Raw genomic sequence first — 24,137 nt, 5'->3', positions numbered from 1 at the left:
TTGCCAGTCACTAGTTTCTAACTTATGATAAGAGAAAGAAACAAAGACAATAGAGGTTGAAGGAGTGAGCAGATGGCGATCACGATTAAAGATGTTGCAAAAAAAGCAGGTGTGGCGACTTCAACTGTTTCTCGAACGATTCAAGATCATCCCAGTATTAGCGAAAAAACGAAAAAAAAAGTTCGCTTAATAATGAAAGAACTTGGGTATCAACCTAATTTGGCAGCACGAGGCTTGGTAAATAAAAATACTCGAACGATTGGAGTTGTTTTGCCTGTATCTGACGGAGCGGCCTTTCAAAATCCTTTCTTCTTAGAAATGATCCGCGGCATCAGCAAGACCTGTAATGAGAAGAAATACATGGTGGCGATCGCTTCAGGAACAACGGAAGAAGAATTACTGGAAAGTATCCGAATGATGGCAAAAGGCGGTCGGGCAGACGGTTTTATCGTCTTGTATTCTAAAAAAGAAGACCAAGTGATCGATTATCTGCACCAAGAGAATTTGCATTACGCCATTATTGGAAAACCGTATCAGTATGAAAATGAAATCTTATATGTTGATAACGATAACCAACTAGCAGGAAAAGATGCAGCAAATTATTTGATTGGATTAAATCATCAAAAAATTGCTTATATTTGCAGCGATATAGATGAAATGGTTACAGCTGAACGGCTATCTGGTTACCAGCAGGCCCTTTCGGCAGCGAATATAGTCAATGACCCAACTTATATTGTGGCAGAAGCTTTTAAAGACACAGAGCATAAGCAGCAGCTGGCTTCGTTATTTCTGGCTGACGAACACCCAACAGCAGTAGTGGCGAGCGATGATATAGTAGCCATGAGTCTGACACATTTATTGAAAGATATCGGATTATCAGTTCCAAATGATATTTCGATCATCAGTTTCAATAATTCTATTTTTGCCGAAATGATCCAACCAGCCTTGACTTCTATCGATATCCATATCGACTACTTGAGCAGTCAAGTAGTGGAGAAATTGGTTGAATTCATTGAAGGCAGACAAACAATAGCGATGAAAGTTATCTTGCCGCATAAAATCATTGAACGAGATTCGTGCAAAAGCAGAATAGACTAAGTTCTAACATTTCCATCAAAGAACATTCTTATCCAAAAGAATGTTCTTTTTTCTATCCTGAATGAACAACTAACGGTATACTAATGAAACAGGGTTCTTTGTCAAATCATGTTGGTAATTATTAGGGGAGTGAAATATCCTCCAGAAATTACGTGTTTGCTTGTAAAAAGGCATGGGACCGCCTGGATCCTCCCAGGGACTCCAGGATTTAAAGCCTCAAACGAAGCGTAAACGCTTCGTAATTCGCATTGAATCTTCTACATGGCTACAAGCAAACCCTATCCCTCTGAAAATTTCAAAATTGTAGAATAGGAATACATTTATTTGGCTGACCAACGCTAAAAAGGATAGAACTTGAAAAAGATGCATAAGGAGGGAAAGAAAATGAGCCCTAGACCAAAACGAATAAAAATTGGGATGAGCTTGCTTTTCTTAGCGTTATTCTTAATGAGTTGTTCCAAACCGTTAGAGAAAACCCCGTTGGATGATAAACAAATCAATCAACTGGCAGATGTGAGCATGTCTGCCGAGCAGGAGGCTTATCCTGTTGGAACGGATCAGATAACCGTTTTACTAAAAAATAAGTCTGTGGAAGACTATTATTACGGAAAAGCTTTTTCGCTTGAAAAAGAAGTGGACGATCAATGGTTCGTGGTGCCATTTGAAGAAGACGTTGCTTTTATCGAAATTGCCATTCTTTTAGAATCAGGAGAAGAAACAACGGAATCGATTGATTTGTCTTTATTTAAAGGGAAACTTGCAGCTGGAAAGTACCGAGTGCTTAAAGAAATTGCTGGAGAAACCTTAACAGCAGAATTTTTGATTGAAGACAATTAATTAAGTAGAAAAAGCGAAAGAAAGCAGAGGATCAAAAGATGATAACGTTTAGCCAGATTGACCATCCCGGCCGATTAGTAAAAGAGTGTGACTTATACCAGCATTTCCATAATCGACAAGCTCGGTTTATGTACGATTATAATTTTATTCGTTTTAAAAAAATGCCGACAGTACAAGAGTTTAAAGCGATTGAAGATCAGTTTAAACAGTTTCATGCAGAACGAAAGCAAGAATTTATTAAGTTCTATTGGCCTGAAAACGAGCCTTTCCCAACAGATCTTGAACATTATTTACAGCAAGAGAATTATGAACAAGGCGTCCTTGAATTGTTTTTATTAGAACCGCAAGACTTTAAAGCTGGAAAGTTGAATTCAGCGGTAACGGTTGAATTTGTTGATGACGGTACTTTTGGCGATTACTTGCAGCTTCAATACCAGCAAGATATTGAAATCAGCACCGCTTTTGCTTCTCAAAAAAGCCAATTGCATCGGACGCGTTTTGAATCTAAAACGACGAAACAAGTTATCGCTTATTTGAAAGGCGAACCTGTAGGAGCCGTTGATTTGATAGAGGGTGCAGCAACCATTGAAATAGACAATTTTTTCGTTAAAACACACTATCAAAAACAAGGCGTAGGAACAAAAATACAACAATTTGTGATGCAGCAGGCAGAGGGAAAAACGGTTGTTTTAGTAGCTGATGCGGAAGACACACCAAGAGAAATGTACCTTAAACAAAACTACCAATACAATGGGTTTCAATTAGAGTCTTTAAAAGATTTTACGCAAACTAAAAAATAATCAGTTTAAAGCAAAAAGCTCTCTTTTTTAGAGAGCTTTTTGCTTTAATTGTCTTTTATTGTACGTATTCCGACAATCGTACTCACATCAGTTAAGTTTTCCACGATAGCAGTAGTAGTCAATTCATCGGGCAGACTGAGCGTATATACCATTAAATAGACGTTTTTATCTTCTTTATGGGAATCGACGGAATAATCTAAATCCATTATGCTGACTTTGTTTTGATCAAAATAGTCTTTGATTTTTTTTTCGGTCTCTTGGCGTTTGAAATAACGGATTTCGATTTTTTTGAAGTCTTGCACGCGAAACAACTTTCTGATCAATCGTAAAACCAATAACATGATGATGCATCCTGTAAAAGCAATAAAATAATACCCCATTCCAACAGCGATTCCCAAGCTGGCAATCGCCCAAATGGAAGCGGCCGTTGTTAAACCGGTCACACTTTTCTTGGTAACGATAATCGTTCCGGCTCCTAAGAAGCCAATACCGCTGACGATCTGAGCGGTCATACGAGTGAGATCGGTATTTAAAATTTGAAGCAGATCCGGATTTTCTAAAGCCATTTTGACTGTTGTATACGTTGCTTGCGTTTGAATTAAAGCGAAGAGCGTGGAACCTACACAAACTAAAATATGCGTTCGAAGGCCCGCATGATGGCCCTTGGTTTCTCGTTCATAACCAATAGCACTTCCAAAAAGAATAGAAGCAAGCAATCGGCCGATAACTTCAAAATGATCTAATTCGAACATCGCTGTACACCGACCTTTCAAAATCGTTAAAGGATTTATTGGGTTGTCATTACTAAAGAATGAGTGGTTATGCTTTCATTATAAGTGGAAGAAAAAATTAGCACCAGTAAAAACGCTTTTTAAGGTGTCGGAAACCAATCGAAAAAGCGTAAAAGCAGTTTCTGAAATCATTCAGCTGCATAGATTTTGGCCGTTTTTGAAAAATCACCCATGTGTGAATAAAGAGTTTCTCGTAATGCAGCTAAACTATAGCGGATCAATCGTTTATTTCGAACGACTGCCTCGCCATTGATAAAGACATCTCTCACATTGCTCGCATTAGCGGAATACACTAGAACAGCATACGGATCAAACAACGGGAACATATTGACCGAATCAGTTTCAACTAAAACCAAATCGGCTTTTTTGCCAGGTTCCAATGAACCAACTGTATCATCCAATTTTAAAGCCCGTGCACCGCCCATGGTTGCTAAATCGACGATCTCTGCTGCCGGAAATGCCCCTCGATCTTTTAAGGTCGTTTTATGGAAATTTGCAAACAATTTCATTTGGGTAAACAAATCTAATGTGTTGCCGCTGCTGGGCCCATCTGTGCCAAGTCCAACACGAATGTTATGAGCCAAAATGTCGTGGATGCGAGCAACTCCTTTAGCTGACTTTGTATTAGCTCCAATGCAATGGGCTACTGCAACATCAAATTTTTCCAACAATTCGATATCCAGATCCGTTAGATGAATACAATGAGCAGCAATCAAACGGCTATTTTCTTTTAAGAAACCGATGCTTTCAAGAAATTCTACAGGAGTCGTTTTATAGTGTTCGTTAAAATACTGCATTTCATAATCCATTTCACTCAAGTGCATTGTGATAGGAACATTGTATTTTTCAGAGAGACGGCAAGCTTCTAATAAAGCTTCTGGGCTATTTGTATTAGGGGCATGAGGTGCAATGGCTGGTGTGATCAATTTATGGTTCAACCATTTAGGAATAAATTCTTCCGCAACTTTTAACCCGCCATAAACTTCAGTTGTATCGCATGTTTCGAAGTCAATAACGGTTTCGCCTAATAGTGCTCGGGAGCCCATTTCATCTGTCGCTACAGCCAGTTCGTTTTCAAAATAATACATATCCATAAAAGTAGTGACACCGGCTAACTGCATTTCCGCAATAGCGTATTTAGCACTATGGTAGGCTAACTCTTTGGTCATGCAGGCTTTTTCTAAAGGAAAGAGAAAGCGGCGCAAACGGTCAGGGGAATCGTCGCCTAATGAACGAAAAGGGATCATCCCAATATGAGTATGGCTATTGATCATTCCTGGCATAGCGATGGCGTGTCCACCTTCAATGATTTTATCGTAAGCTGCTTCTTTAGTTAAATCTTGCATTGAACCTACTGCTAGAATCTGATCGTCTTCTAAGAGAACGTAGCCGTTTTTGTACACGTCTTTTTTGTTGTTCATGGTTAAGACATAAACGTCTTTAATAAGTGTCTTCATTATTTAACCCTCCATTAATGGTATCAATTCTTGGGTTCGTACATCCATTATACCCACGTCTGTAATTTTAATATTTGGTGAAACGGGTAAGGAAAGGGTAGAAAAGGACATAATTTCATTAGCATTTTTGTATCCTAAAGCAACCATCCCTTGCCGTACTTCTTTTAATTGGCGGCCTAATTCTTGAATAGGCTTATCGCTTAAGATACCGCCGATAGGCAACGGGCAGGATCCACTCACTTGTTTGTCTTGGATGACCACATAACCGCCTTCCATTTCTAATAACTGGTGTTGAGCAAGCATCATATCTTCAGCGGCCGTCCCCATAACCATCAAATTATGATGGTCATGAGCCCAAGTGGTAGCAATGGCTCCTTTTTTGCTAATCGTATTCTCTACTAGAGCGTAAGCGATATTCCCATTTTTCCCATAGCGCTCCATGACCATTAATAAAGCCAGTCCGCTTGTTTCCCAATCCAAGTATCCGTCTTTAACAGGAATTTCGCGTTGAACATGTTCTGTAAACGTACTGGTTTCCTGAATGCGGATCACATTGCATAATACAGCATCGGAAGTTGAATTTACTGGTATTTTGAAGTCTTCCAGCGTTGTTTTTTTACAATGTAGTGAATGATAAAAGTTTTCAGGAAATTGCGGTTTTATTTCAGGATAGCCTATTTGTTCTCCTTTAGTATGGATTAATTTTCCTGCTTTGTAGACCGCCGAAATATCCAGAGACTTAACATCGTCCAACAAAATAAAGTCGGCGATAAAGCCAGAGGCAATAGCTCCGCGATCTTGGAATCCCATTCTTCTAGCTGGCGTATAGGTACTCGTATAAATTGCTTGTTCGACGGGCATGCCACATTCAATAGCCAGCTTAACATTTGCGTTTAAGTGACCTTCCAGTAAATCATCAGCCATAATGTCATCTGTAATAATAGCTAGGTACTCATAAAAGTTGTACTTGGCAATCAACGCTAGATTTTCTTTAGTGAGCGACTTCTTTTGCAATTCAATAAACATCCCCGAGCTGATTTTTTCATAAATCGATTCAGGGGTTTGGTGAGTGTGGTCGGCTGTGATGCCTGTAAACATAAACTTAGCCAAATCGATTCCTGATACTCTAGGAATATGACCTTCAAGAGGAAGGAAAGGTTTTAAAGTCTGGGTTTCACGCAATATTTGTCGAATCAGAGAGTCGGGTTCGCTGGTGATGCCTTTAAAATTCATGGCTTCCCCCAGAGCGATCACTCGCGGGTCAGCAAGCAGTTCGCGAACTTCTTCAATACCAATAGTGCCGCCGGTTGTTTCTAGTTTGGAAGTAGTTGAAGGAACAGAAGAAGGAATGGCATAAAAGATATCCATTTCTGTTTCTTCAGCAAGGAAAGCTTGGATCCCTTTGATTCCGAACACATTAGCGATTTCATGCGAATCAGCAACAATAGTCGTTACGCCATGTGTCAAGCCAACTTTCGAAAAAATTGAAGGAGGAATCATTGAACTTTCAATATGCAAATGAATATCGATTAGGCCAGGAATCATTGTTTTTCCTTTAGCATCTAGTTGTTCGAGAAAATCAAAATCCATTTCAGAAACTGGACTCAAATAAAAAAACTTACCATCCTGAATAGCAACATTTTTAAGTTCAAATGTTTTTAAAAAGGTATTGAATACATTGGCATTAGTTATCAGTAAATCAATCGTCATGGATAACAAGTCTCCATTCTAAGCATTTTTTTGCCTTTAGTTTACAATAGTTTTAAAGGAGAAAAAAAGATAACCCTGCAAAAGATTATCTTTTTAATCCTTATTGATTTAGTGTGTGGTTCCATTCACTGATCCAGTCTGCTAGATTAGCATTAACGAAATCAAAATTGAGGGATGTTGTGCGCTCAGCAACTTCACCATATGTTTTGTGTTGAGCTGTTTCTTCATCTAAGACAACAGAAGTATTCGTAGGAGCTTCGTTTAGCGACTCAGCTGTTTTTTCTTGCAACTCTTGGCTAATTCTCCAGTTGATAAACTCATAAGCCAATTCTTTGTTTTTCGAGTTAGTATTCACGTTGATCGTATTGTAGTTAGCGTACGTACCGGATTCTGGAAAAACATATTGAACAGTTGGATTCGCTTGAGAAATCAGCGGGTAAGCAAAGTCTCCGACTACTGCCGCTACAATTTCACCAGATTGGAATAAATTCGCTAAATCGGAAGACTTGCTATACGTTTTTAAAACATTCGGTGCTAATTCAGTTAAGCCTTTAAAAGCTCCTTTGCCTTTATCTGTTTCAATGTCTGCTTTTTTGTAATCATTTGCTACATACATCATGGCGGGTCCATAAGTAGTCGTGATATCTGGAATAGATATTTTTCCTGCTAGTGAAGGGTCCCATAAATCTGACCAATTCTCGATTTTCATACCAGCTGCTTCTTCATTGTAAATGATGCCGATACTATTGACGGTCGTTGCCGGACCAGAACCATCTGCCGATAGTTCTTTTGCCTTTTCACTTAATTCGTCCATATTTGGAACTTTTTCAGCATCGATTTCAGCAAACAGCCCTTTTTCATAGCCTTTAGCAGCATTGGATTGCGACAATTCGATTACATCTACTGTTGAATTCGGATTGTTTTCAAATTTTGTATACCGCTCTGAGCTGGTTCCAGTTTCCATAACGATTTTTACGTCGTGTGCTTCTTCAAAAGGTTTTATAATATCGGCTTCAATAATATCTTCGCTTAAAGCAAATGTTGAGACTACCAATTCTTTTGATTTGTTATCTGCGCTCTCGTTGTTGCTGCAAGCAGCCAGCAAACCTACACTCAAAAACGTTAACCCTACTAAACTCCATTTTTTCTTCATGATCAATTGAACTCCTTTTGTTTTTTTAGTTAGACCAGTATCAATTTGTCTTCAGGTATGTGAAGCAGCAGAGTGTCTCCTGCTTGATAAGGAATGGTATGTGTGCCATTCACTAATAACTTTCCGAATGCTGTTTCAACTTCATATTGGTAGCTTTTTCCTAAAAAGGTTCGAACTAAAACTGTGCCGAGGACCGTATTTTCCGGCGGATGGTTTTGCGTAGGCAAAATGCCAATGTCTTCAGGTCGAATCGTGCCGGTTTGTTTGTTTTTTTCCCATTGGCGAGAGCTGTGAAAAAGACTGCCGTCATTGGTTGTATAAGTTTGACCATCGTATTTATGTAAATCAAAGAAATTTTCAAACCCAATAAAGCGTGCGACAAATTCAGATTTTGGATGGTTGTAAATAACTTCTGGTGTATCGTATTGCTCGATGACGCCTTTATTCATGACAGCCACTTTATCAGAAATCGAAAAACATTCTTCTTGATCATGAGTAACGAAAACCGTTGTGATCCCTAATTGTCGCTGAATGCGTTTGATCTCGATGCGCATGTTGATTCGTAATTTAGCATCTAAATTGCTTAAGGGCTCATCCAGCAACAATAGTTTTGGTTCGATAACGAGAGCACGAGCCAAGGCAACACGTTGTCTTTGGCCGCCCGATAATTGTTTGGGGTAACGGTCGGAAAGCTCTGCTAAGCCGGTTACTTCTAACATGTCCATTACTTTTTGTTCAATAACGGCTTTTTTTTCTTTCCGCAGTTTTAAACCGAAACCAACATTTTCTTTAATCGTAAGGTGTGGAAAAAGAGCATAACTTTGAAAAACCATGCCAAAATTCCTTTTATGAACAGGAACTTTAGTCAATTCAGCCTGATCAACAATGAAACTGCCATCATTAGGCTCGATTAATCCGGCGATAACCCGAAGAGTTGTTGTTTTACCACATCCTGAAGGCCCCAAAAGAGAAACCAGTTCTCCTTTTTCCAAAGAAAGGTTTAAATCTTTTAAAATATTGTCTTTTCCATCGTAACTAACCCGAATATCTTTTAATTCAACGAATGACATCGTTTTATGATTCCTCCTTATTAAATACAAATAAACTTTTTGACGAATTTTATAGGGTTTAGGTAACGCTCGCAAGACCTAATGTCTTTTCAATCAAATACATCAACAAAATCGTGCCGATCATTAAAAGAACAGATAAAGCCGAAACAGTTGGATCGTAGTTGTATTCAATATAATTCATTAAAGACGTCGGTAATGTAGAGATTCCTGGACCTGACAAAAACTGAGAAACTGGAATGTTGTTAAAAGAGTTAATGAAAGCTAACATGAAGGAAGCGAAAATACCTGAAGTAATATTCGGCAACACGATTTTGATAAATGCAGTGATTTTAGTACAGCCTAATGTCCATGCTACTTCTTCGATAGAAAAATCTAGCTGTTCCAAACTGCCTCCCACTACACGGATAATATAAGGCAAACTGATCAGGAAATGTCCTAACAATAAACCTTGAAAAACGGGCAGTTGCCAGCGAATGACAATGAATTGAAAAAGAGAGTAGCCAACAACGACTCCTGGAACAATGGTTGGCGAAAGAAAGAAACTTTTGATCCATTTACGCCCTCGAACAGAGTAACGAGCCAAGGCGTAAGCTGCAGGAATACCCACGATCAAAGCGAGTCCAGTAGCCATTAGAGATAGTTGTAGACTTAAAAAGAAACTAGCCGTAAATGTTCCATTGGCAAAAATAGCCGTATACCATTTGAAAGTAAACCCTTCAATAGGGAATTGGATAGAGGGGTTTTCTCCAAATGAAGTAACAACAATAATGATTAATGGAATAAAAAGAAAAGCAAAAATAAAAGCCACTAAAGCAGTCAAACCTGTTTTTTTACGCATGTGTTTCACCTCGTTTATCTAACAATGCAGCAATACCATTGAAAAATTTCATAACTAAGAGAGTGGTGATGATCATAATTAATGCTATGACGCTTGCATCTTTCCAATTTCCAAGGGTCATAGCATTTTGGTAAAGGAACGTAGACAACATCATTTTTTTGTTTCCGCCTAATAATTGAGGAGTTGTATAAGCGGTCAAAGTCCCAGTAAAGACTAAAATACTGCCAACAATAATTCCTGGAATAGCTAAGGGTAAAATGACTTTCGTGAAAGCTGTCAGCGGACTGGCTCCTAATGTTTCCGCGGCTTCTGTTATTTCAGTATCAATATTCTCAATGATGCCGACTAAAGTGATGATCATTAGAGGCAAAAATAAATAAATAGAGCCGATAATAATAGAAAATTCTGTATACAAGAAAGTGAGTGGTTCATTGATAAGGTTAAATTTTAAGAGTATCATATTTAAAACCCCATTTTTACCTAGAATATTGATCCAAGCAAAACTTCGCACAACAGAATTGGTTAATAAAGGGAAAAGAGTCATCGACATCAACAAGCTGCGCCACTTTTTAGGACTGCGAGCGATATAATAAGCTGCTGGAACCCCAAACAAAATACAAATCAAGGTCACAATAAGTGAAACTCGTACGGTTCGAACAAAGATTCCTACGTTATAGGGGTCTTTAAAAAAAGATAAATAAGAACTGAACGATAAACCGCCGTCATAAAAAGTCGGCCAAATGATAGAAATCAATGGAAGAATTAAAAAGACGAACAAGAGAATAAATCCCGGTGCTAAAATGATATACGGGATTTTTTTATGCATAACCAACTACCTCCTTTTGAATGAATGGCATAAAAAAAGCTGGACAATTAAAAATATGGATGACTGAATTCAATCAGTGCTTCCCATACAGTCCAACACATAAATTTTTCATGGCAAATAATGATGTACAATGGAAGTATAATGAAAAAGTACTCAGAATTCAACATGAAAACGAATGAAGTTTTTATTTGTGATTAAATAGTTCGGTTATATGCGGTTATGATGTTGTTTTAACTGGTTTTATCCTAATTATAAGGAAAATGATAAGTTCCGTTCTCATTTTAATTTTTGGCATAAATAAAAAACGCCCTTAAAATTAGATTTGGTCTAATTTTAAGGGCGTATAGTATAAAAAGGTTATAGTTATTAAACAAGCGGAGTGAAGAGATGTAAAAGCACTCCTAAAAATCCGGCGAATAGCATAATGTAAATAGGGTTCAATTTGAATTTTCTTAAAATAAACAAACTTAATAAAAATAAAACCAATGCAACCCAATTTAAATCAGCAAACTGAACCGGAAATGTTTCTTTATTGAACAAAGCAGTCAATAAGATAGACAGACCTGCGGAAGCAATCAAAGCAACGACAGCTGGCCGTAATCCTTTAATAACGCCTTGTACCATACTCAGTCCTTTGTATTTGTAATACAGAGTAGCTAAAGTCAAGACGAGGATAGCAGAAGGCGTCACACAACCGATTGTGGCAATTAAAGCTCCGGGAAGTCCCGCTATTTTTGTTCCGACAAAAGTTGAGGCATTGATCGCGATCGGACCAGGCGTCATTTGTGAAATAGTCAAAATATCAATAAATTCAGTTGAAGAGAGCCACGGGTGGACTTCGATCACTTGCTCTTGAATAAGAGGAAGCGCAGCATATCCGCCACCAAAACTAAACAGTCCAACTTGAAAGAAACTCCAAAATAATTGCAAATAAATCAATTTACTTCTCCTCCTTTTTAGCTAGAAGGTTGACGCGGTAAGTCGTATAAGCACCAATCAAGCCGCAAATGAATAAGATAAGGATAATGTTAACATCGAAGATAGCTGTAGCGATAAAAGCTAAAATCATAACAACAATGGGCAAAACATATTTGGCTTTAATAATAGCAGAACTCATATTGATGACCACATCCACGATAACGGCAGCTACTCCAGCTTGCATCCCAAATAAAAGAGCATTGATAAGGGGGTTATCGCGGAAAGCAATGTAAAAGTAAGAAATAATGGTAATGATGATCAAAGGGGGCAGAACCGTTCCAAATGTTGCTAAAAGAGCTCCAGGAATTCCGGCCATACGATACCCGATAATGATGGAGGTATTCACAGCGATCGGCCCCGGTGCGGATTGTCCGATAGCCACTAAATCCAGCATTTCTTCTTCGTCTATCCACTTTAATTCTTTAACAAATCGTTTTTGCATTAAAGGAACAATGACGTAACCTCCACCGAAAGTAAACGCACTTAACGTAAATGTGGATAAAAATAAAGTCCAATAAAATTGCTTGTCTTTTTTCAAGAAAATCCTCCTCCAGTTGATGTTTACTTATTTTCTTGTTTCCAGTATACCTTAAAAATCTGCCGACTAAGAGAGATTTGCTGTTTTTAGAATAAAATCCCTTTTGGCAAGGGTCTTTTGGTTACAAATAAGGTATCTGATTTGCAAAAAAAAAGCGGCTGCTTAATAATGAAGAGATAGAGGATGAGATAAATCAACTAAATTGAGAACTTAGGGTAATTATACGACTGATAATTAGAATGGAGAGTGGAAACATGGGAACGTGGGAAGTTTTTTTAATTATTGGTACCATTTCATTCGCACTGCAAGGCGGATTGATTGCTATGGAGAAAAAATATGATTTATTTGGCGTTTATTTATTTGGGATCTTAACGGCTTTTGGCGGCGGAGCTATCCGGAATACATTGATTGATGCCCCAGATTATGAATTGTGGAAACAAGGGTCGCTTTTTTATAGTGCTGTTATTGCCATCACCTTGATTTTACTGTTTCCTAAACCTTTTCTAGCAAGCAGAGAACTATGGGGCAATTTTTTAGATGCTGTTGGTTTAATAGCTTTTTCAATCCATGGTGCAACGGTTGCTGTAAAATTAGATTTGCCGGTAAGTGCTGTGGTCGTCTCTGCGTTATTAACAGCTACTGGTGGTGGAGTTATGCGAGACTTGCTTTCGCAAAGGCAGCCGATTGTATTAGGAGAAGTGGTTTACGGCTTATGGGTGTGTCTGATCGGTTTGATTATCGGAATGGGATGGGCGACGGAAACATGGCATTTGTATTTGTTGTTTATCGTTTTTACGGTATTGCGAGTGTTATCTTATCTCTATGACTGGAAAGTTCCGGTCCGCAGGTATTCAGAGTAACTTGAACTTCCGGTGAAAACCCCAGAAGAGTCAGAGATTTTTTCTTTTTTTATGAAACGGCCATTAAAATCAAGAAAAGCGAGCACCTTCTGCTTTCTTTTTAGGAGAATACTAACTATACTTAAATAAGTAATTTGAAGAAAGTAGGAGATGGAATAGTGAAACAGTATGATTATATAGCTATCGGCGGCGGAAGCGGCGGAATCGCTTCTATTAACCGTGCAGGAATGCATGGAGCTAAGGGAGCTTTGATAGAAGGAAATGCTATCGGAGGCACATGTGTGAATGTAGGGTGTGTTCCTAAAAAAATCATGTGGCACGGAGCGCAAATGATGGATGAAATGAACTTATACGCGTCAGGTTACGGCATTGACATTCCTTCAAAAAACCTAAACTTTGCCAAGTTAGTTGAAAATAGAGAAACATTTATCGAACGGCTGCATGGCAGCTATCAAAAAGGCTTAGCTAGTAATGAAGTGGATCTCATCCATGGATATGCTAAGTTTGTAGACAATAAAACCGTTGAAGTTAATGGAGAACAATACACAGCTGACCATATTTTAATTGCTACCGGTGGAAAACCGGTATTCCCAGATATCCCAGGTGCTGAATATGGATTGGATTCAGATGGCTTCTTTGCAATGACGGAGTTGCCGAAACGGACAGCCGTAGTTGGAGCCGGTTATATCGCGGTAGAATTAGCAGGTGTTTTACATGGACTAGGTTCCGACACACACTTATTCGTCCGCCAACATGCTCCTTTGCGAAACTTTGATTCTATCATTGTTGAGGGCTTAGTTGAAACAATGGAACGTGAAGGTGCAACGTTGCATACCTATGCAGTCCCTGAAAAAGTTGAAAAAAATGAAGACGGCAGCTTGACGCTTTACCTGAAAGATGGAACAGCGCATGAAACCGATGCTGTTATTTGGGCGATCGGACGGGAGCCAAACACAGACAGTTTGAATTTAGCAGCGACGGATGTAGCAGTGAATGATGGAGGCTATATCAAAGTAGATGAATTCCAAAACACATCTGTCAAAGGCATTTACGCTGTCGGCGATGTTACCGGACATATTGAATTGACGCCTGTTGCAATTGCAGCTGGACGGCGCTTATCGGAGCGTTTATTTAATAATAAACCAATGGAACACTTAGACTACAATAATGTTCCAACAGTTGTCTTCACCCATCCGCCAATTGGAACGGTTGGAATGACGGAAGAACAAGCGGTCGATGTATACGGCAAAGCGCAAGTCAAAACATATGAAACGCGTTTTACAGCCATGCACAGTTCTATTACTGAAAATCGGCAAAAGACTTATATGAAGCTGGTTTGTTGCGGACCCGAAGAAAAAGTTGTCGGCTTGCATGGAATGGGATCCGGCATGGACGAAATGCTGCAAGGCTTTGCAGTAGCGATTAAAATGGGGGCGACTAAAGCTGACTTTGATGACACCGTAGCTATTCACCCAACAGGAGCAGAAGAATTCGTAACCATGAGATAACAAGATGCGGAGTTCCGCAAGAGAGCTTCGATTCAAAATTAGGAATTTTGATGGAAATGTTCCATTTCCTGAAAGATTATCTATTTTGGCGAGAAGCTGTGGCACGCAGCTCAATTAACCAAGATGCGGAGAACGCAACTTAATTAAAAAGAGATGCTCTCAAAAGAGTTAATTATTTAGAAAAAACGTAGAAAGCCCCAAAATCATTTGGGTAGCTTTCTACGTTTTTTTACTATTTATAGCTTTTGGGACCAGCCTCTTATATAAATCAGAGGGCTTGTCTCTCATTGTTTAAAAAAGAGTATTAAGTGCCTATCTGATTATTTTTTCCGCAACAGCTTCTGTTTGCATTATAAGGTATTCAAACAAAGTGGATCAAACAGATTTAAACCATTCTCCTTCAGGGGTATAGTTGATTACATCGCCATTTTTAAAATAAAGAGCCAGTGAATGTTGCTCTTGATTGCGTTTGATTTCGAGAATGTTTTCTTTAGCATATGCAGCGGGATCGTCTAACGTATCCATATGGCGTGCATAAACTAGACTGAGCCGTTCGATTTGATCTTCGTCTAATTGATCGTATCCTGGGATTTGATTCCATTCCATCTCTATTCCACCTCCTGTTTTCTTTCTGTACGTTTAGTATACAGGTGTTGAGAAGAAAGAAAAAATAAAACGAATAGTGCAAAAAACAGGGCAGATGAGTCGATTCATTGTGTATAAAAATAGAAAACCAATAGTTGTGCACAATCTGTTGATAACTATGTGCATAACTTGTGATTAAACGGTCACTAAAATAAAAACAGTGTATTTTCGCTAATGTTAAAAAACTAAAAAGCTTAAAAAAACAGTTATCCACAAATGTTAGTGGATAACTTATCTCAACTTTCGATCAAAAAAATGCATGTTATGCTTAGATTTGCATAAAAATAACTATTATTTGTAAAAAAAACAGTTTTGAAATAGGTTTAATCGAAAATCAGGGAAAAAAGACCACGACAAGACTCTCTATAGAATCAGTTGAGAGGCTTCTGCTGGTGAACAGCTTCTTTCAAAGCTTTTTGCATCAGGCCGATTCCGCCAAGACCGATCAAAGGAAAAATAACGTTACGGTCAGTAATTTCCTCCATTAAATGAATGAACTTCTTGCCGCCCAATAGAGTGATTTGATCGTCTTTTTCTATAGCCAGTTCAACCCATTGTTCCTTCAAATTGCTCACTGGTATCGTATCTGGACCGACGCCTTTTACGGTGAATCGAACATCGTAAGAGTGTGAAATAAAATCATCGGGTTTTAAAAAACCGTAATAAGGTGAAAGAATCAGATAATCAGGACCAAACGTTGTGGCGTAATCTGTGCAAAGTTTGTGGAAAGTTCCTGTATAAGCCGTTTTTGCTGAAACGGCACCCGCATTCGGTACTTTATCCCAGATTTTGGGTTTGCCGCTAGGGATAATAAACATTTTCCACCTGCTTTCAATTTAAGTATTATTATTAGTTTACCAAATAATCAGAGGAAAGCGATCGAATTCAAGAATGAATCTGGTAAACACGAACAATTATTCATGTTTTTATGCTAATATCTATATTTAACTTGTGTTTGTAAAAAGTCTCATTTATACTGATGAAGACAAATAAATACAATCTAATATAATCTAAGCGATATGGGCTTTAAGTTTCTACCGGACACCGTAAAACGTTCGACTATTAGTGAGATGAGTTTTTTGACTTGTCCATAAATAGGCGAATGATGACAACGAGTTGCATCATCCGTTTTTTTTGCTTGAAAAACAATGTAATTGCATTTATTTAAAACAACTCATACCAGTAGAATAAATAAAGCCCCATGAAACTTAGTATATATAGATAAAAGAAGGAAAAGTTCCTGTATTTCTTTGCAAATACTATCAGGGTGGGGAATAAAAAGATGGAAAATTTTTTCAAATTAAAAGAACATGGGACAACCGTTTCAACAGAGGTCATGGCAGGGATAACGACCTTTTTTGCCATGTCTTACATCATTTTTGTCAATCCAGCAATTTTATCTTTGACCGGCATGCCTTCGCAAGCAGTCTTTTTGGCCACACTTATTGCTTCAGCTATCGGGACGTTGGTGATGGGCTTATTCGCTAATGTGCCCTATGCACAAGCACCGGGTATGGGACTAAATGCCTTCTTTACTTATACAGTTGTTTTCGCTTTAGGTTTTACTTGGCAAGAAGCTTTGGCGATGGTTTTCCTATGCGGGATTTTTAATATTTTCATTACCGTAACCAAAATCCGTAAAATGATTATTAAATCGATTCCAGAACTCATTCAACACGCTATTGGAGGCGGGATCGGCGTTTTTGTTGCTTATATCGGGATCAAGAATGCAGGTTTTTTGCAATTCACTTCTGAAACAGCCAATATTCAAGCTATCAATAATGCGCCGTTTGATCCAAGTGCTGCGAATTATGACAGTGGAATAAATAGTGTACTAACAGATGGTGGGATTATTCCGGGATTAGTTGATTTTACAAGCAGCGGTGCTTTACTTGCTTTGATTGGTTTGATTATCACAGTCATATTGGTGGTATTAAATGTACGAGGAGCGGTTCTTATCGGCATTATCGCCACAACGATCATTGGAATTCCGATGGGCATTGTTGATTTGTCTGTCATCTCAAATCCAGAAAATTCATTAGGCCATGCTATCTCAGAGTTGCGTGTAACATTTGGAGCTGCATTAGGTTCTCAAGGAATGATCTCGTTATTTTCAGATGCATCTCGTTTGCCGCTAGTATTAATGACGATCTTTGCCTTTAGTTTATCTGATATTTTCGATACTATTGGGACCTTTATTGGCACAGGCCGCAAAACAGGTATCTTCACTGCCGAAGATGAAGCAGCTTTGGACAATAGTTCTGGAATCAAATCGAAAATGGATAAAGCCTTATTTGCAGATGCGATTGCTACATCTGTTGGCGCTATTTTTGGGACTTCTAATACTACAACATTTGTCGAAAGTGCTGCTGGAATTGGTGCAGGAGGAAGAACTGGGCTGACCAGTGTAGTGGTAGCCATTCTTTTCTTGTTGGCCAGTTTGTTTTCTTCTTTGATTGCTATTGTTCCTGTTCAAGCTACAGCACCTTCATTGATTATTGTGGGAGTCATGATGATGTCGTCCTTTTTAGAAATTCAATGGGACGATTTAGAAGAAGCTATCCCAGCCTTTTTCACGTCTATTTTTATGGGATTAGCGTATAGCATTTCTTATGGAATTGCTGCTGGTTTTATCTTTTTCGTCATCGTTAAAGTAGCTAAAAAGAAAACCAATGAGATTCATCCGGTTTTATGGGTTTCGACAGGGCTTTTCATTTTGAACTTTATTGTACTTGCGTTTATTTAAAAGCTGAAAAAGATAAAAAATTCTCTATACTAGATGGTATAGAGAATTTTTTTGTTCATTAGAATAAGTACAAGAAAGAAGGAATACTATGACACCATTTACTGAGAAGACCATCAACGTGCTAAAACAAATTCCTGCTGGCAAAGTCATGACTTACGGTCAAGTTGCTGCTTTAGCTGGAAATCCTCGAGGCGCACGGCAAGTTGTGCGTATTCTGCATTCCATGAGCAAAAATCATCATTTGCCTTGGCATCGAGTCATTAACGCTAAAGGCGAAATTGGTTTAACAGATGAAGAAGGACGGTTCACTCAAAGGGAAAAATTAATGGCCGAAGGAGTTGAAACAAATGCTCAAGGGAAAGTCGATTTAACCATTTACCGCTATTGCCCCGTAAGATTTGAAGAAAAGAACGAAGATCAACTGTACTAAAAGATGATTGAATCTATTTAATGAAATGAGCTTATTTTAACAAATCGATTTTTCAGACTATCGAATCCTTTGCTTTGCTGAAACGAGAAAGATATAATCAACTTAATAAGTCTTGTGAACGCCTACAGATAAAAATAAGTTCTATTCGGCTTATTTTATTTACGGCGGAAAGAAAGCTTTTTAATTTATGTTTTGTACTTATTTACTAGGAAGGGAAGGAAGCAGTCATGGATAACGAGAAAAAAGAACAAGTAAAAGAACCGTTTTTTACCCAAGATGAAGCCGCTGTCTTAAAACAGATGCAGACTTCTGAAGAAGGCCTGACCAGTCAAGAAGCAGAAAAAAGAATAGCAGAGTATGGTCCCAATCAATTAGACGAGGGGAAAACCAAGAGTTTGCTAATGAAATTCTTGGATCAATTCAAAGACTTCATGATTATCGTTTTACTCGTTGCAGCAGTAGTATCAGGTGTTTTTGGAGACATATCTGATGCAGTCATTATTTTAGTTGTTGTTATTTTAAATGCTGTTCTAGGGGTAGTTCAAGAAGCAAAAGCTGAAGAAGCTATCAATGCTTTGAGAGAAATGTCTTCTCCTGAAGCAAAAGTTAGGCGAGACGGAACAGTTGTCTCACTAAAAAGCGATCAATTGGTTCCGGGAGACATTGTTTTATTAGAAGCTGGGAATATTGTTCCGGCTGATTTGCGGTTGATTGAAATTGCTTCGTTGCAGATAGAAGAAGCAGGACTGACCGGAGAATCTGTTCCAGTTGATAAAGAACTTACGATCCTTGAAGACGTCAAAGCAGGGATTGGCGATCGAACGAATATGGCCTTTATGAACAGCAATGTTACGTATGGTCGTGGCGAAGGGATCGTCGTTGGAACCGGAATGAGCACAGAAGTAGGGCACATCGCAGAGATGCTGGCTTCAACGGAAGAGACCATGACGCCCTTGCAAAATAATTTGAATCGTTTAGGAAAATATTTAACAGTGGCTATTTTGGTCATTGCTGTTGTAATGTTTGTAGTCGGAATGTTGAATGGCCGAGAGTGGTTAGATATGCTGCTGACGTCTATCTCTTTAGCGGTTGCCGCTATTCCGGAAGGGTTGCCAGCTATTGTAACCATTATATTAGCTTTAGGTACACAGAAAATGGCAAAACGAAAAGCTTTGGTACGTAAATTACCAGCAGTTGAAACGCTGGGCAGTACCGATATCATTTGTTCTGATAAAACTGGAACGCTCACAATGAATAAAATGACTGTTGAAAAGATGTATTTCAATGGGCAGATCCAAGATAATGAAGAACCGATAGATATGCAAACGCCTGTCTTACGGTCAATGGTTTACGCAAATGATACTCAAATCTCTGGAGACGGAACATTGATCGGAGATCCAACAGAGACGGCTTTGATCCAATTTGCACTTAATAAAGGAGTAGATGTTGTTGCAGCGCTCAAAAAAGAACCTCGAGTGGCAGAAGTTCCTTTTGATTCTGAGCGGAAATTGATGTCTACTGTTCACAAACAAGAAGACGGAAAATTTTTGATAGCTGCCAAAGGCGCTCCTGATGAATTGTTAAAACGGTGTACGAAAATTGACCGAAATGGCACAATTGAGCCATTAGATGAAGAAACAAAACAAGCCATTTTGGATATGAATCATGATTTAGCGACACAAGCATTGCGCGTATTGTCGATGGCTTACAAAGTAGTCGATAACATGCCGACGGACATCAGTTCAGCAGGATTGGAACAAGAGTTGGTATATGCTGGTATGACGGGAATGATTGATCCAGAACGTGAAGAAGCGAAAGATGCTGTTCGCGTGGCACGCGAAGCTGGAATCCGGCCGATCATGATCACCGGAGATCACCGCGATACGGCCGAAGCTATTGCGAAGAGATTAGGAATTTTAGAAGAGCAGCAAAAAGACGGTGTTATCACAGGAGCTGAATTAGATGAAATCAGCGATGCCGATTTTGCTACTAGAGTAAAAGATTATTCAGTTTATGCTCGAGTATCTCCGCAACACAAAGTACGGATCGTTAAAGCATGGCAAAAAGCAGGGAAAATCGTTGCCATGACTGGTGATGGTGTTAATGATGCACCTGCATTGAAAACAGCAGATATCGGGATCGGTATGGGAATCACAGGAACCGAAGTATCAAAAGGTGCCAGTGATATGGTTTTAGCCGATGATAACTTTTCAACAATTGTTGTAGCCGTGGAAGAAGGACGGAAAGTCTTCTCGAACATCCAAAAATCGATCCAATATCTATTATCTGCGAATTTAGGCGAAGTATTGACACTGTTCATTGCGACACTTCTTGGCTGGAGTATTTTAGCTCCTGTCCATATTTTATGGATCAACTTAGTAACAGACACTTTCCCGGCAATTGCTTTGGGATTAGAGCCGGCAGAAGCAGACAGTATGAAGCAACCGCCACGCGGCAAAAAAGCGACGTTCTTTTCAAATGGTGTACTGAGCAGTATCATTTATCAAGGGATTCTGGAAGGTGGAATCACGTTGTTCGTTTACTGGTGGGCAACGCATAACCCTGTACACGTTGGAAACAACGAACTGATTCATAGCGATGCTTTGACGATGGCTTTTATTACACTAGGCTTGCTGCAGTTGTTCCATGCCTTTAACGTTAAATCCGTTGAGAAATCTCTTTTCACAGTCGGATTTTTCAAAAATAAGATGTTTAATTTAGCGATTCTTGTTTCTGGAGCATTGCTGGCAGTCGTAGTATTGGTTCCAGGTTTAAACGATGCCTTTAAAGTCAGCCATTTGGATTTACAACAATGGCTGCTGGTATTGGGTGCTTCATTTTCAATCATTCCGATAGTAGAAATTATCAAAATAGGATTGCGTGCTGTTCACAAAAAAGGCTGATCCTTACAAATTGATGGAAAAAGAGAGTTTTGCTGATGGCTTACTGGGCCTAAGCAAAACTCTTTTTATTTTCATGCTTGCGAGGACCAATCATTTCTATTGAACTTCTTACAAAAATAAAGTAAAATGAGGAATCACTAAAATTGACTAGCTTTTCCTCATTTTTAGGACCGTTGTTAGGAAAAAGCAGCGGTCTGAGACCTTTAATCTTATGATACACTCGCTTTCCCTGTCATAGGAGAGCAAAATAAAGGGAGGATCATCATGACAAATCTTTATATTATTATTGCACTACTTTTATTTGCGGCTGTCATTTACAGTTTTTGGCGTTTGCAAAAGAAACATGTTAAATTTTCAACACGTGTTTTTATCGCTTTGGGTTCTGGGATCGTATTTGGAGCTTTGCTACAATTGCTTTTTGGAGCAACAGGAGATGTTACAACAGGAGCTATTGAGTGGATCAATATAGTCGGAACAGGGTATGTGCGCTTTTTACAAATGCTGATCATGCCGCTGATTTTTGTTTCAATCGTAGGAGCATTCACGAAAATTGAAGGCACCAAAGATTTGGGGAAAATCAGTATCACGGTTTTAACTACATTGTTAGCGACGACTGCTATTGCAGCATTAGTCGGGATTTCGAGCGTGATGCTTTTTAATTTGGACGGAGCAGAATTTGTACAAGGAGATGCTGAAACGGCACAGATCGCAGCATTGGACGAGCGTCAAGAAGCAGTAGCGGACTTGTCTATTCCAGAACAAGTAGTGAACTTCATTCCATCGAATGTCTTTGCGGACTTATCCAATTCTCGTTCAACAAGTACCATTGCAGTTGTGATCTTTTCAGCTTTCGTAGGAGTTGCTTATCTAGGAGTAAATAAAAAAGATCCGGAAAATGGCGCTTTTTTTGAAAAAATCATTAAAAGCTTATATGCAATCGTCATGCGGATCGTAACACTGGTATTAAGATTAACACCATACGGAGTTTTTGCGTTAATGACAAAAGCTTTAGCAACAAGTGACTTTAATGCTTTATTGAATCTAGGAAAATTTGTAATTGCTTCTTATGCGGCCATTATTGTGATGTTCCTGATCCATATGTTGATTTTACTAGGCGTGAAAGTAAGTCCAATCCAATACTTGAAGAAAACTTGGACGGTCTTAAGCTTTGCCTTTACTTCACGTTCAAGTGCCGGTGCGTTGCCGTTGAATATCGAAACGCAAACAAAAGCTTTAGGCGTTGACGATGCTTCTGCAAACTTTTCTGGTACATTTGGCATGTCGATCGGACAAAATGGTTGTGCAGGAGTTTACCCTGCCATGTTGGCGGCAATCGTTGCCCCAACGATGGGCATTGATCTTTTCAGCCCAACCTATATCTTGACGATTGTGGCTGTTGTGACCATTAGTTCGTTTGGGGTTGCCGGAGTCGGCGGCGGTGCTACATTTGCTGCTTTAATCGTTTTAGGCGCTTTAGACTTGCCAGTAGCTATTGTTGGTTTAGTTATTTCAGTTGAACCAGTCATCGATATGGCTCGGACTATGCTGAATGTAAATGATAGCATCTTAGCTGGAATCATCTCATCAAAACGAATCAATCGTTTTGATGCGGCAGTGTTCAATGATGATGAAGCAATCGTTAAGTCGGATATGTAATAAAAACTAAAAAGCTGAAGTTCCTCTTTTAAAAGAGGAACTTCAGCTTTTTAGTTTTTATTTATTCGTATCTAAGTGCTTCAATTGGATCCAATTTTGCAGCTTTTCGTGCAGGGTAGATGCCAAAAAATACACCTACAGCAGTAGAGAAAAGCAAGACTAGAGCAACCGAAGTGAGCGTGATATTTGGAACAATATTTAAAGCTCCGGCTACTCCATTTGCCAATAGAATACCCAATACCAGTCCGATGATACCACCGATCAAACTTAAAATAATCGATTCCATTAAGAATTGCATCAAAATGGTTCCAGTAGTCGCACCAAGCGCTTTACGGGTTCCGATTTCACGGGTACGTTCTGTAACGGAAACTAACATAATATTCATTACTCCAATGCCGCCAACTAATAAGGCGATTGCAGCAACTGCAGCAATGAAATTAACAAACAAACTTAAAACAGAATTTACTTGGTCTAAAGCTTGTAAAAAGTTAGTAGCAGTATAATAATCTTTTCCTAAAGAATTATGACGTGTTTCCAATAAACGCACGATTTGAGTTGAAACTGGTCCGATAGCTTCTTTATCAGTTACTTGAACAGTTAAGCTATCCATTGTAGTGGCTTCTGGATTTAGTTTCTCCATCGTTGTTAAAGGTACCGCTAAATAAATCGGCATTTGGCTAAGATCAAATGATCCTTGCAAATCTTCAAATGTTCCTTTTACAACACCAACGATCATTAAGCGTAAATTGTTTCCGGCTTCTCCGCTGAGTTGCAGCGTTTCACCGACTACATTTGTCCGTTCATTAAACAAGGCTTTTGCGGTATCTTCACTGACCACGGCTACATTTTTAGCATCTTGATAATCTGTCTGATTGAAATAGCGCCCGTAAACCAACGTACTATCCATTGTTTGATTTGTATACTGCATATCAGGAGTTCCGCTTAATGCTAGAGCAGTACGGGTCTCAAATTCAGATTTTGCAGATGCACGAATAGTTTTGTCAGGAGAAATATGGGTGATAGCCGGAATGGACGCTTTTAAAGCTTTAAGATCTTCATCCGTAAAGGCATCGCTGCTAGAAGCTTCATCACTCAATGACACAGAAATAGTCGAAGCGCCTAAATCATCAAATGTCCCAGTGATTTCAGAAGTAGCTCCATTACCAACAGCTAAGATAGCAATAACGGCTGCGATCCCGATGATGATTCCCAGCATGGTCAAGAAAGAACGCATTTTATTTGCGAAAATACTGTCAATGGCCATTTTAAAATTTTCTTTAATATTCAAAGATC

The 24,137-nt window shown here is 38.9% G+C and carries 21 protein-coding genes and 1 riboswitch; of the genes, 9 read left to right on the top strand and 12 right to left on the bottom strand.

All coding sequences use genetic code 11. From position 1 onward, the window contains the following. Positions 1-72: 72 nt before the first annotated feature. The 3 genes from JHE06_RS09555 (at position 73) to JHE06_RS09545 (ending at position 2,735) form a co-directional block, all read left to right on the top strand. Positions 73-1,098, top strand: coding sequence for a LacI family DNA-binding transcriptional regulator (locus JHE06_RS09555; protein WP_201088623.1), 1,026 nt, complete (start codon positions 73-75; stop codon positions 1,096-1,098). Positions 1,099-1,482: 384 nt separating this feature from the next. Further along, on the top strand, positions 1,483-1,935 hold the full coding sequence (locus tag JHE06_RS09550) for an immunoglobulin-like domain-containing protein (protein ID WP_201088622.1): 453 nt from the start codon (positions 1,483-1,485) through the stop codon (positions 1,933-1,935). A gap of 38 nt (positions 1,936-1,973) precedes the next feature. Then, positions 1,974-2,735, top strand: a complete 762-nt coding sequence (locus tag JHE06_RS09545) for a GNAT family N-acetyltransferase (RefSeq protein WP_058919125.1) — start codon at positions 1,974-1,976, stop codon at positions 2,733-2,735. A 44-nt stretch (positions 2,736-2,779) separates the two neighbouring features. On the opposite strand, the gene JHE06_RS09540 is transcribed toward JHE06_RS09545, so the two are convergent. The 9 genes from JHE06_RS09540 to JHE06_RS09500 form a co-directional block, all read right to left on the bottom strand. Further along, positions 2,780-3,487: an MgtC/SapB family protein gene (locus tag JHE06_RS09540; protein ID WP_058919124.1), complete on the bottom strand. Its 708-nt coding sequence runs from the start codon at positions 3,485-3,487 to the stop codon at positions 2,780-2,782. Between the two features lie 167 nt (positions 3,488-3,654). Further along, a complete protein-coding gene (locus JHE06_RS09535; protein WP_201088621.1) occupies positions 3,655-4,983 on the bottom strand; it encodes an amidohydrolase in 1,329 nt (442 codons plus the stop codon). A 3-nt stretch (positions 4,984-4,986) separates the two neighbouring features. Further along, positions 4,987-6,693 (bottom strand): adenine deaminase C-terminal domain-containing protein, encoded by a 1,707-nt coding sequence (locus JHE06_RS09530; protein ID WP_201088620.1) that lies wholly within the window; start codon positions 6,691-6,693, stop codon positions 4,987-4,989. 100 nt (positions 6,694-6,793) lie between these two features. Then, positions 6,794-7,846, bottom strand: a complete 1,053-nt coding sequence (locus tag JHE06_RS09525) for an ABC transporter substrate-binding protein (RefSeq protein ID WP_058919121.1) — start codon at positions 7,844-7,846, stop codon at positions 6,794-6,796. Between the two features lie 29 nt (positions 7,847-7,875). Then, a complete protein-coding gene (locus tag JHE06_RS09520) occupies positions 7,876-8,916 on the bottom strand; it encodes an ABC transporter ATP-binding protein (RefSeq protein WP_058919120.1) in 1,041 nt (346 codons plus the stop codon). A 58-nt stretch (positions 8,917-8,974) separates the two neighbouring features. Continuing rightward, on the bottom strand, positions 8,975-9,754 hold the full coding sequence (locus JHE06_RS09515) for an ABC transporter permease (RefSeq protein WP_058919119.1): 780 nt from the start codon (positions 9,752-9,754) through the stop codon (positions 8,975-8,977). Then, the gene (locus JHE06_RS09510) at positions 9,747-10,580 is read right to left on the bottom strand and encodes an ABC transporter permease (protein ID WP_201088619.1); all 834 of its coding nucleotides are present in this window, start codon (positions 10,578-10,580) and stop codon (positions 9,747-9,749) included. Before JHE06_RS09510 ends, JHE06_RS09515 begins: the two co-directional genes overlap by 8 nt. Before the next feature lie 366 nt (positions 10,581-10,946). After that, positions 10,947-11,519: a chromate transporter gene (locus JHE06_RS09505; RefSeq protein WP_058919117.1), complete on the bottom strand. Its 573-nt coding sequence runs from the start codon at positions 11,517-11,519 to the stop codon at positions 10,947-10,949. A gap of 1 nt (position 11,520) precedes the next feature. Continuing rightward, positions 11,521-12,096, bottom strand: a complete 576-nt coding sequence (locus JHE06_RS09500; protein ID WP_058919116.1) for a chromate transporter — start codon at positions 12,094-12,096, stop codon at positions 11,521-11,523. Positions 12,097-12,350: 254 nt separating this feature from the next. Between JHE06_RS09500 and JHE06_RS09495 the strand changes: the two genes are divergently transcribed. Together JHE06_RS09495 and gorA are read left to right on the top strand one after the other, a co-directional pair. Next, a complete protein-coding gene (locus tag JHE06_RS09495; protein WP_058919115.1) occupies positions 12,351-12,956 on the top strand; it encodes a trimeric intracellular cation channel family protein in 606 nt (201 codons plus the stop codon). A gap of 155 nt (positions 12,957-13,111) precedes the next feature. After that, on the top strand, positions 13,112-14,464 hold the full coding sequence (gene gorA / locus JHE06_RS09490) for a glutathione-disulfide reductase (RefSeq protein ID WP_201090019.1): 1,353 nt from the start codon (positions 13,112-13,114) through the stop codon (positions 14,462-14,464). A gap of 375 nt (positions 14,465-14,839) precedes the next feature. Here the strand turns inward: gorA and JHE06_RS09485 are convergent, their stop codons facing one another. Both JHE06_RS09485 and JHE06_RS09480 read right to left on the bottom strand, forming a co-directional pair. Beyond that, positions 14,840-15,070: a hypothetical protein gene (locus JHE06_RS09485; protein ID WP_058919114.1), complete on the bottom strand. Its 231-nt coding sequence runs from the start codon at positions 15,068-15,070 to the stop codon at positions 14,840-14,842. A 410-nt stretch (positions 15,071-15,480) separates the two neighbouring features. Beyond that, positions 15,481-15,927: a DUF6884 domain-containing protein gene (locus JHE06_RS09480; protein ID WP_201088618.1), complete on the bottom strand. Its 447-nt coding sequence runs from the start codon at positions 15,925-15,927 to the stop codon at positions 15,481-15,483. A 163-nt stretch (positions 15,928-16,090) separates the two neighbouring features. After that, positions 16,091-16,191: riboswitch (purine riboswitch) on the top strand. A 200-nt stretch (positions 16,192-16,391) separates the two neighbouring features. Between JHE06_RS09480 and JHE06_RS09475 the strand changes: the two genes are divergently transcribed. The 4 genes from JHE06_RS09475 (at position 16,392) to JHE06_RS09460 (ending at position 22,844) form a co-directional block, all read left to right on the top strand. Beyond that, positions 16,392-17,855 (top strand): NCS2 family permease, encoded by a 1,464-nt coding sequence (locus tag JHE06_RS09475; RefSeq protein ID WP_058919112.1) that lies wholly within the window; start codon positions 16,392-16,394, stop codon positions 17,853-17,855. Between the two features lie 88 nt (positions 17,856-17,943). After that, a complete protein-coding gene (locus JHE06_RS09470; RefSeq protein ID WP_058919111.1) occupies positions 17,944-18,285 on the top strand; it encodes an MGMT family protein in 342 nt (113 codons plus the stop codon). A gap of 227 nt (positions 18,286-18,512) precedes the next feature. After that, complete coding sequence (locus JHE06_RS09465) at positions 18,513-21,188, top strand: cation-translocating P-type ATPase (protein WP_201088617.1); 2,676 nt, start codon at positions 18,513-18,515, stop codon at positions 21,186-21,188. A 264-nt stretch (positions 21,189-21,452) separates the two neighbouring features. Continuing rightward, complete coding sequence (locus JHE06_RS09460) at positions 21,453-22,844, top strand: L-cystine transporter (RefSeq protein WP_058919109.1); 1,392 nt, start codon at positions 21,453-21,455, stop codon at positions 22,842-22,844. 61 nt (positions 22,845-22,905) lie between these two features. Here the strand turns inward: JHE06_RS09460 and JHE06_RS09455 are convergent, their stop codons facing one another. Continuing rightward, positions 22,906-24,132: an ABC transporter permease gene (locus JHE06_RS09455; RefSeq protein ID WP_201088616.1), complete on the bottom strand. Its 1,227-nt coding sequence runs from the start codon at positions 24,130-24,132 to the stop codon at positions 22,906-22,908. Positions 24,133-24,137: the final 5 nt, after the last annotated feature.

Origin of the sequence: Carnobacterium sp. CS13, assembly GCF_016653495.1 — a bacterium.
GTDB classification, from domain to species: domain Bacteria; phylum Bacillota; class Bacilli; order Lactobacillales; family Carnobacteriaceae; genus Carnobacterium_A; species Carnobacterium_A antarcticum.
The sequence above is the reverse complement of the archived record's forward strand: the minus strand, read 5'-3'. Positions and strand labels throughout refer to the sequence as shown.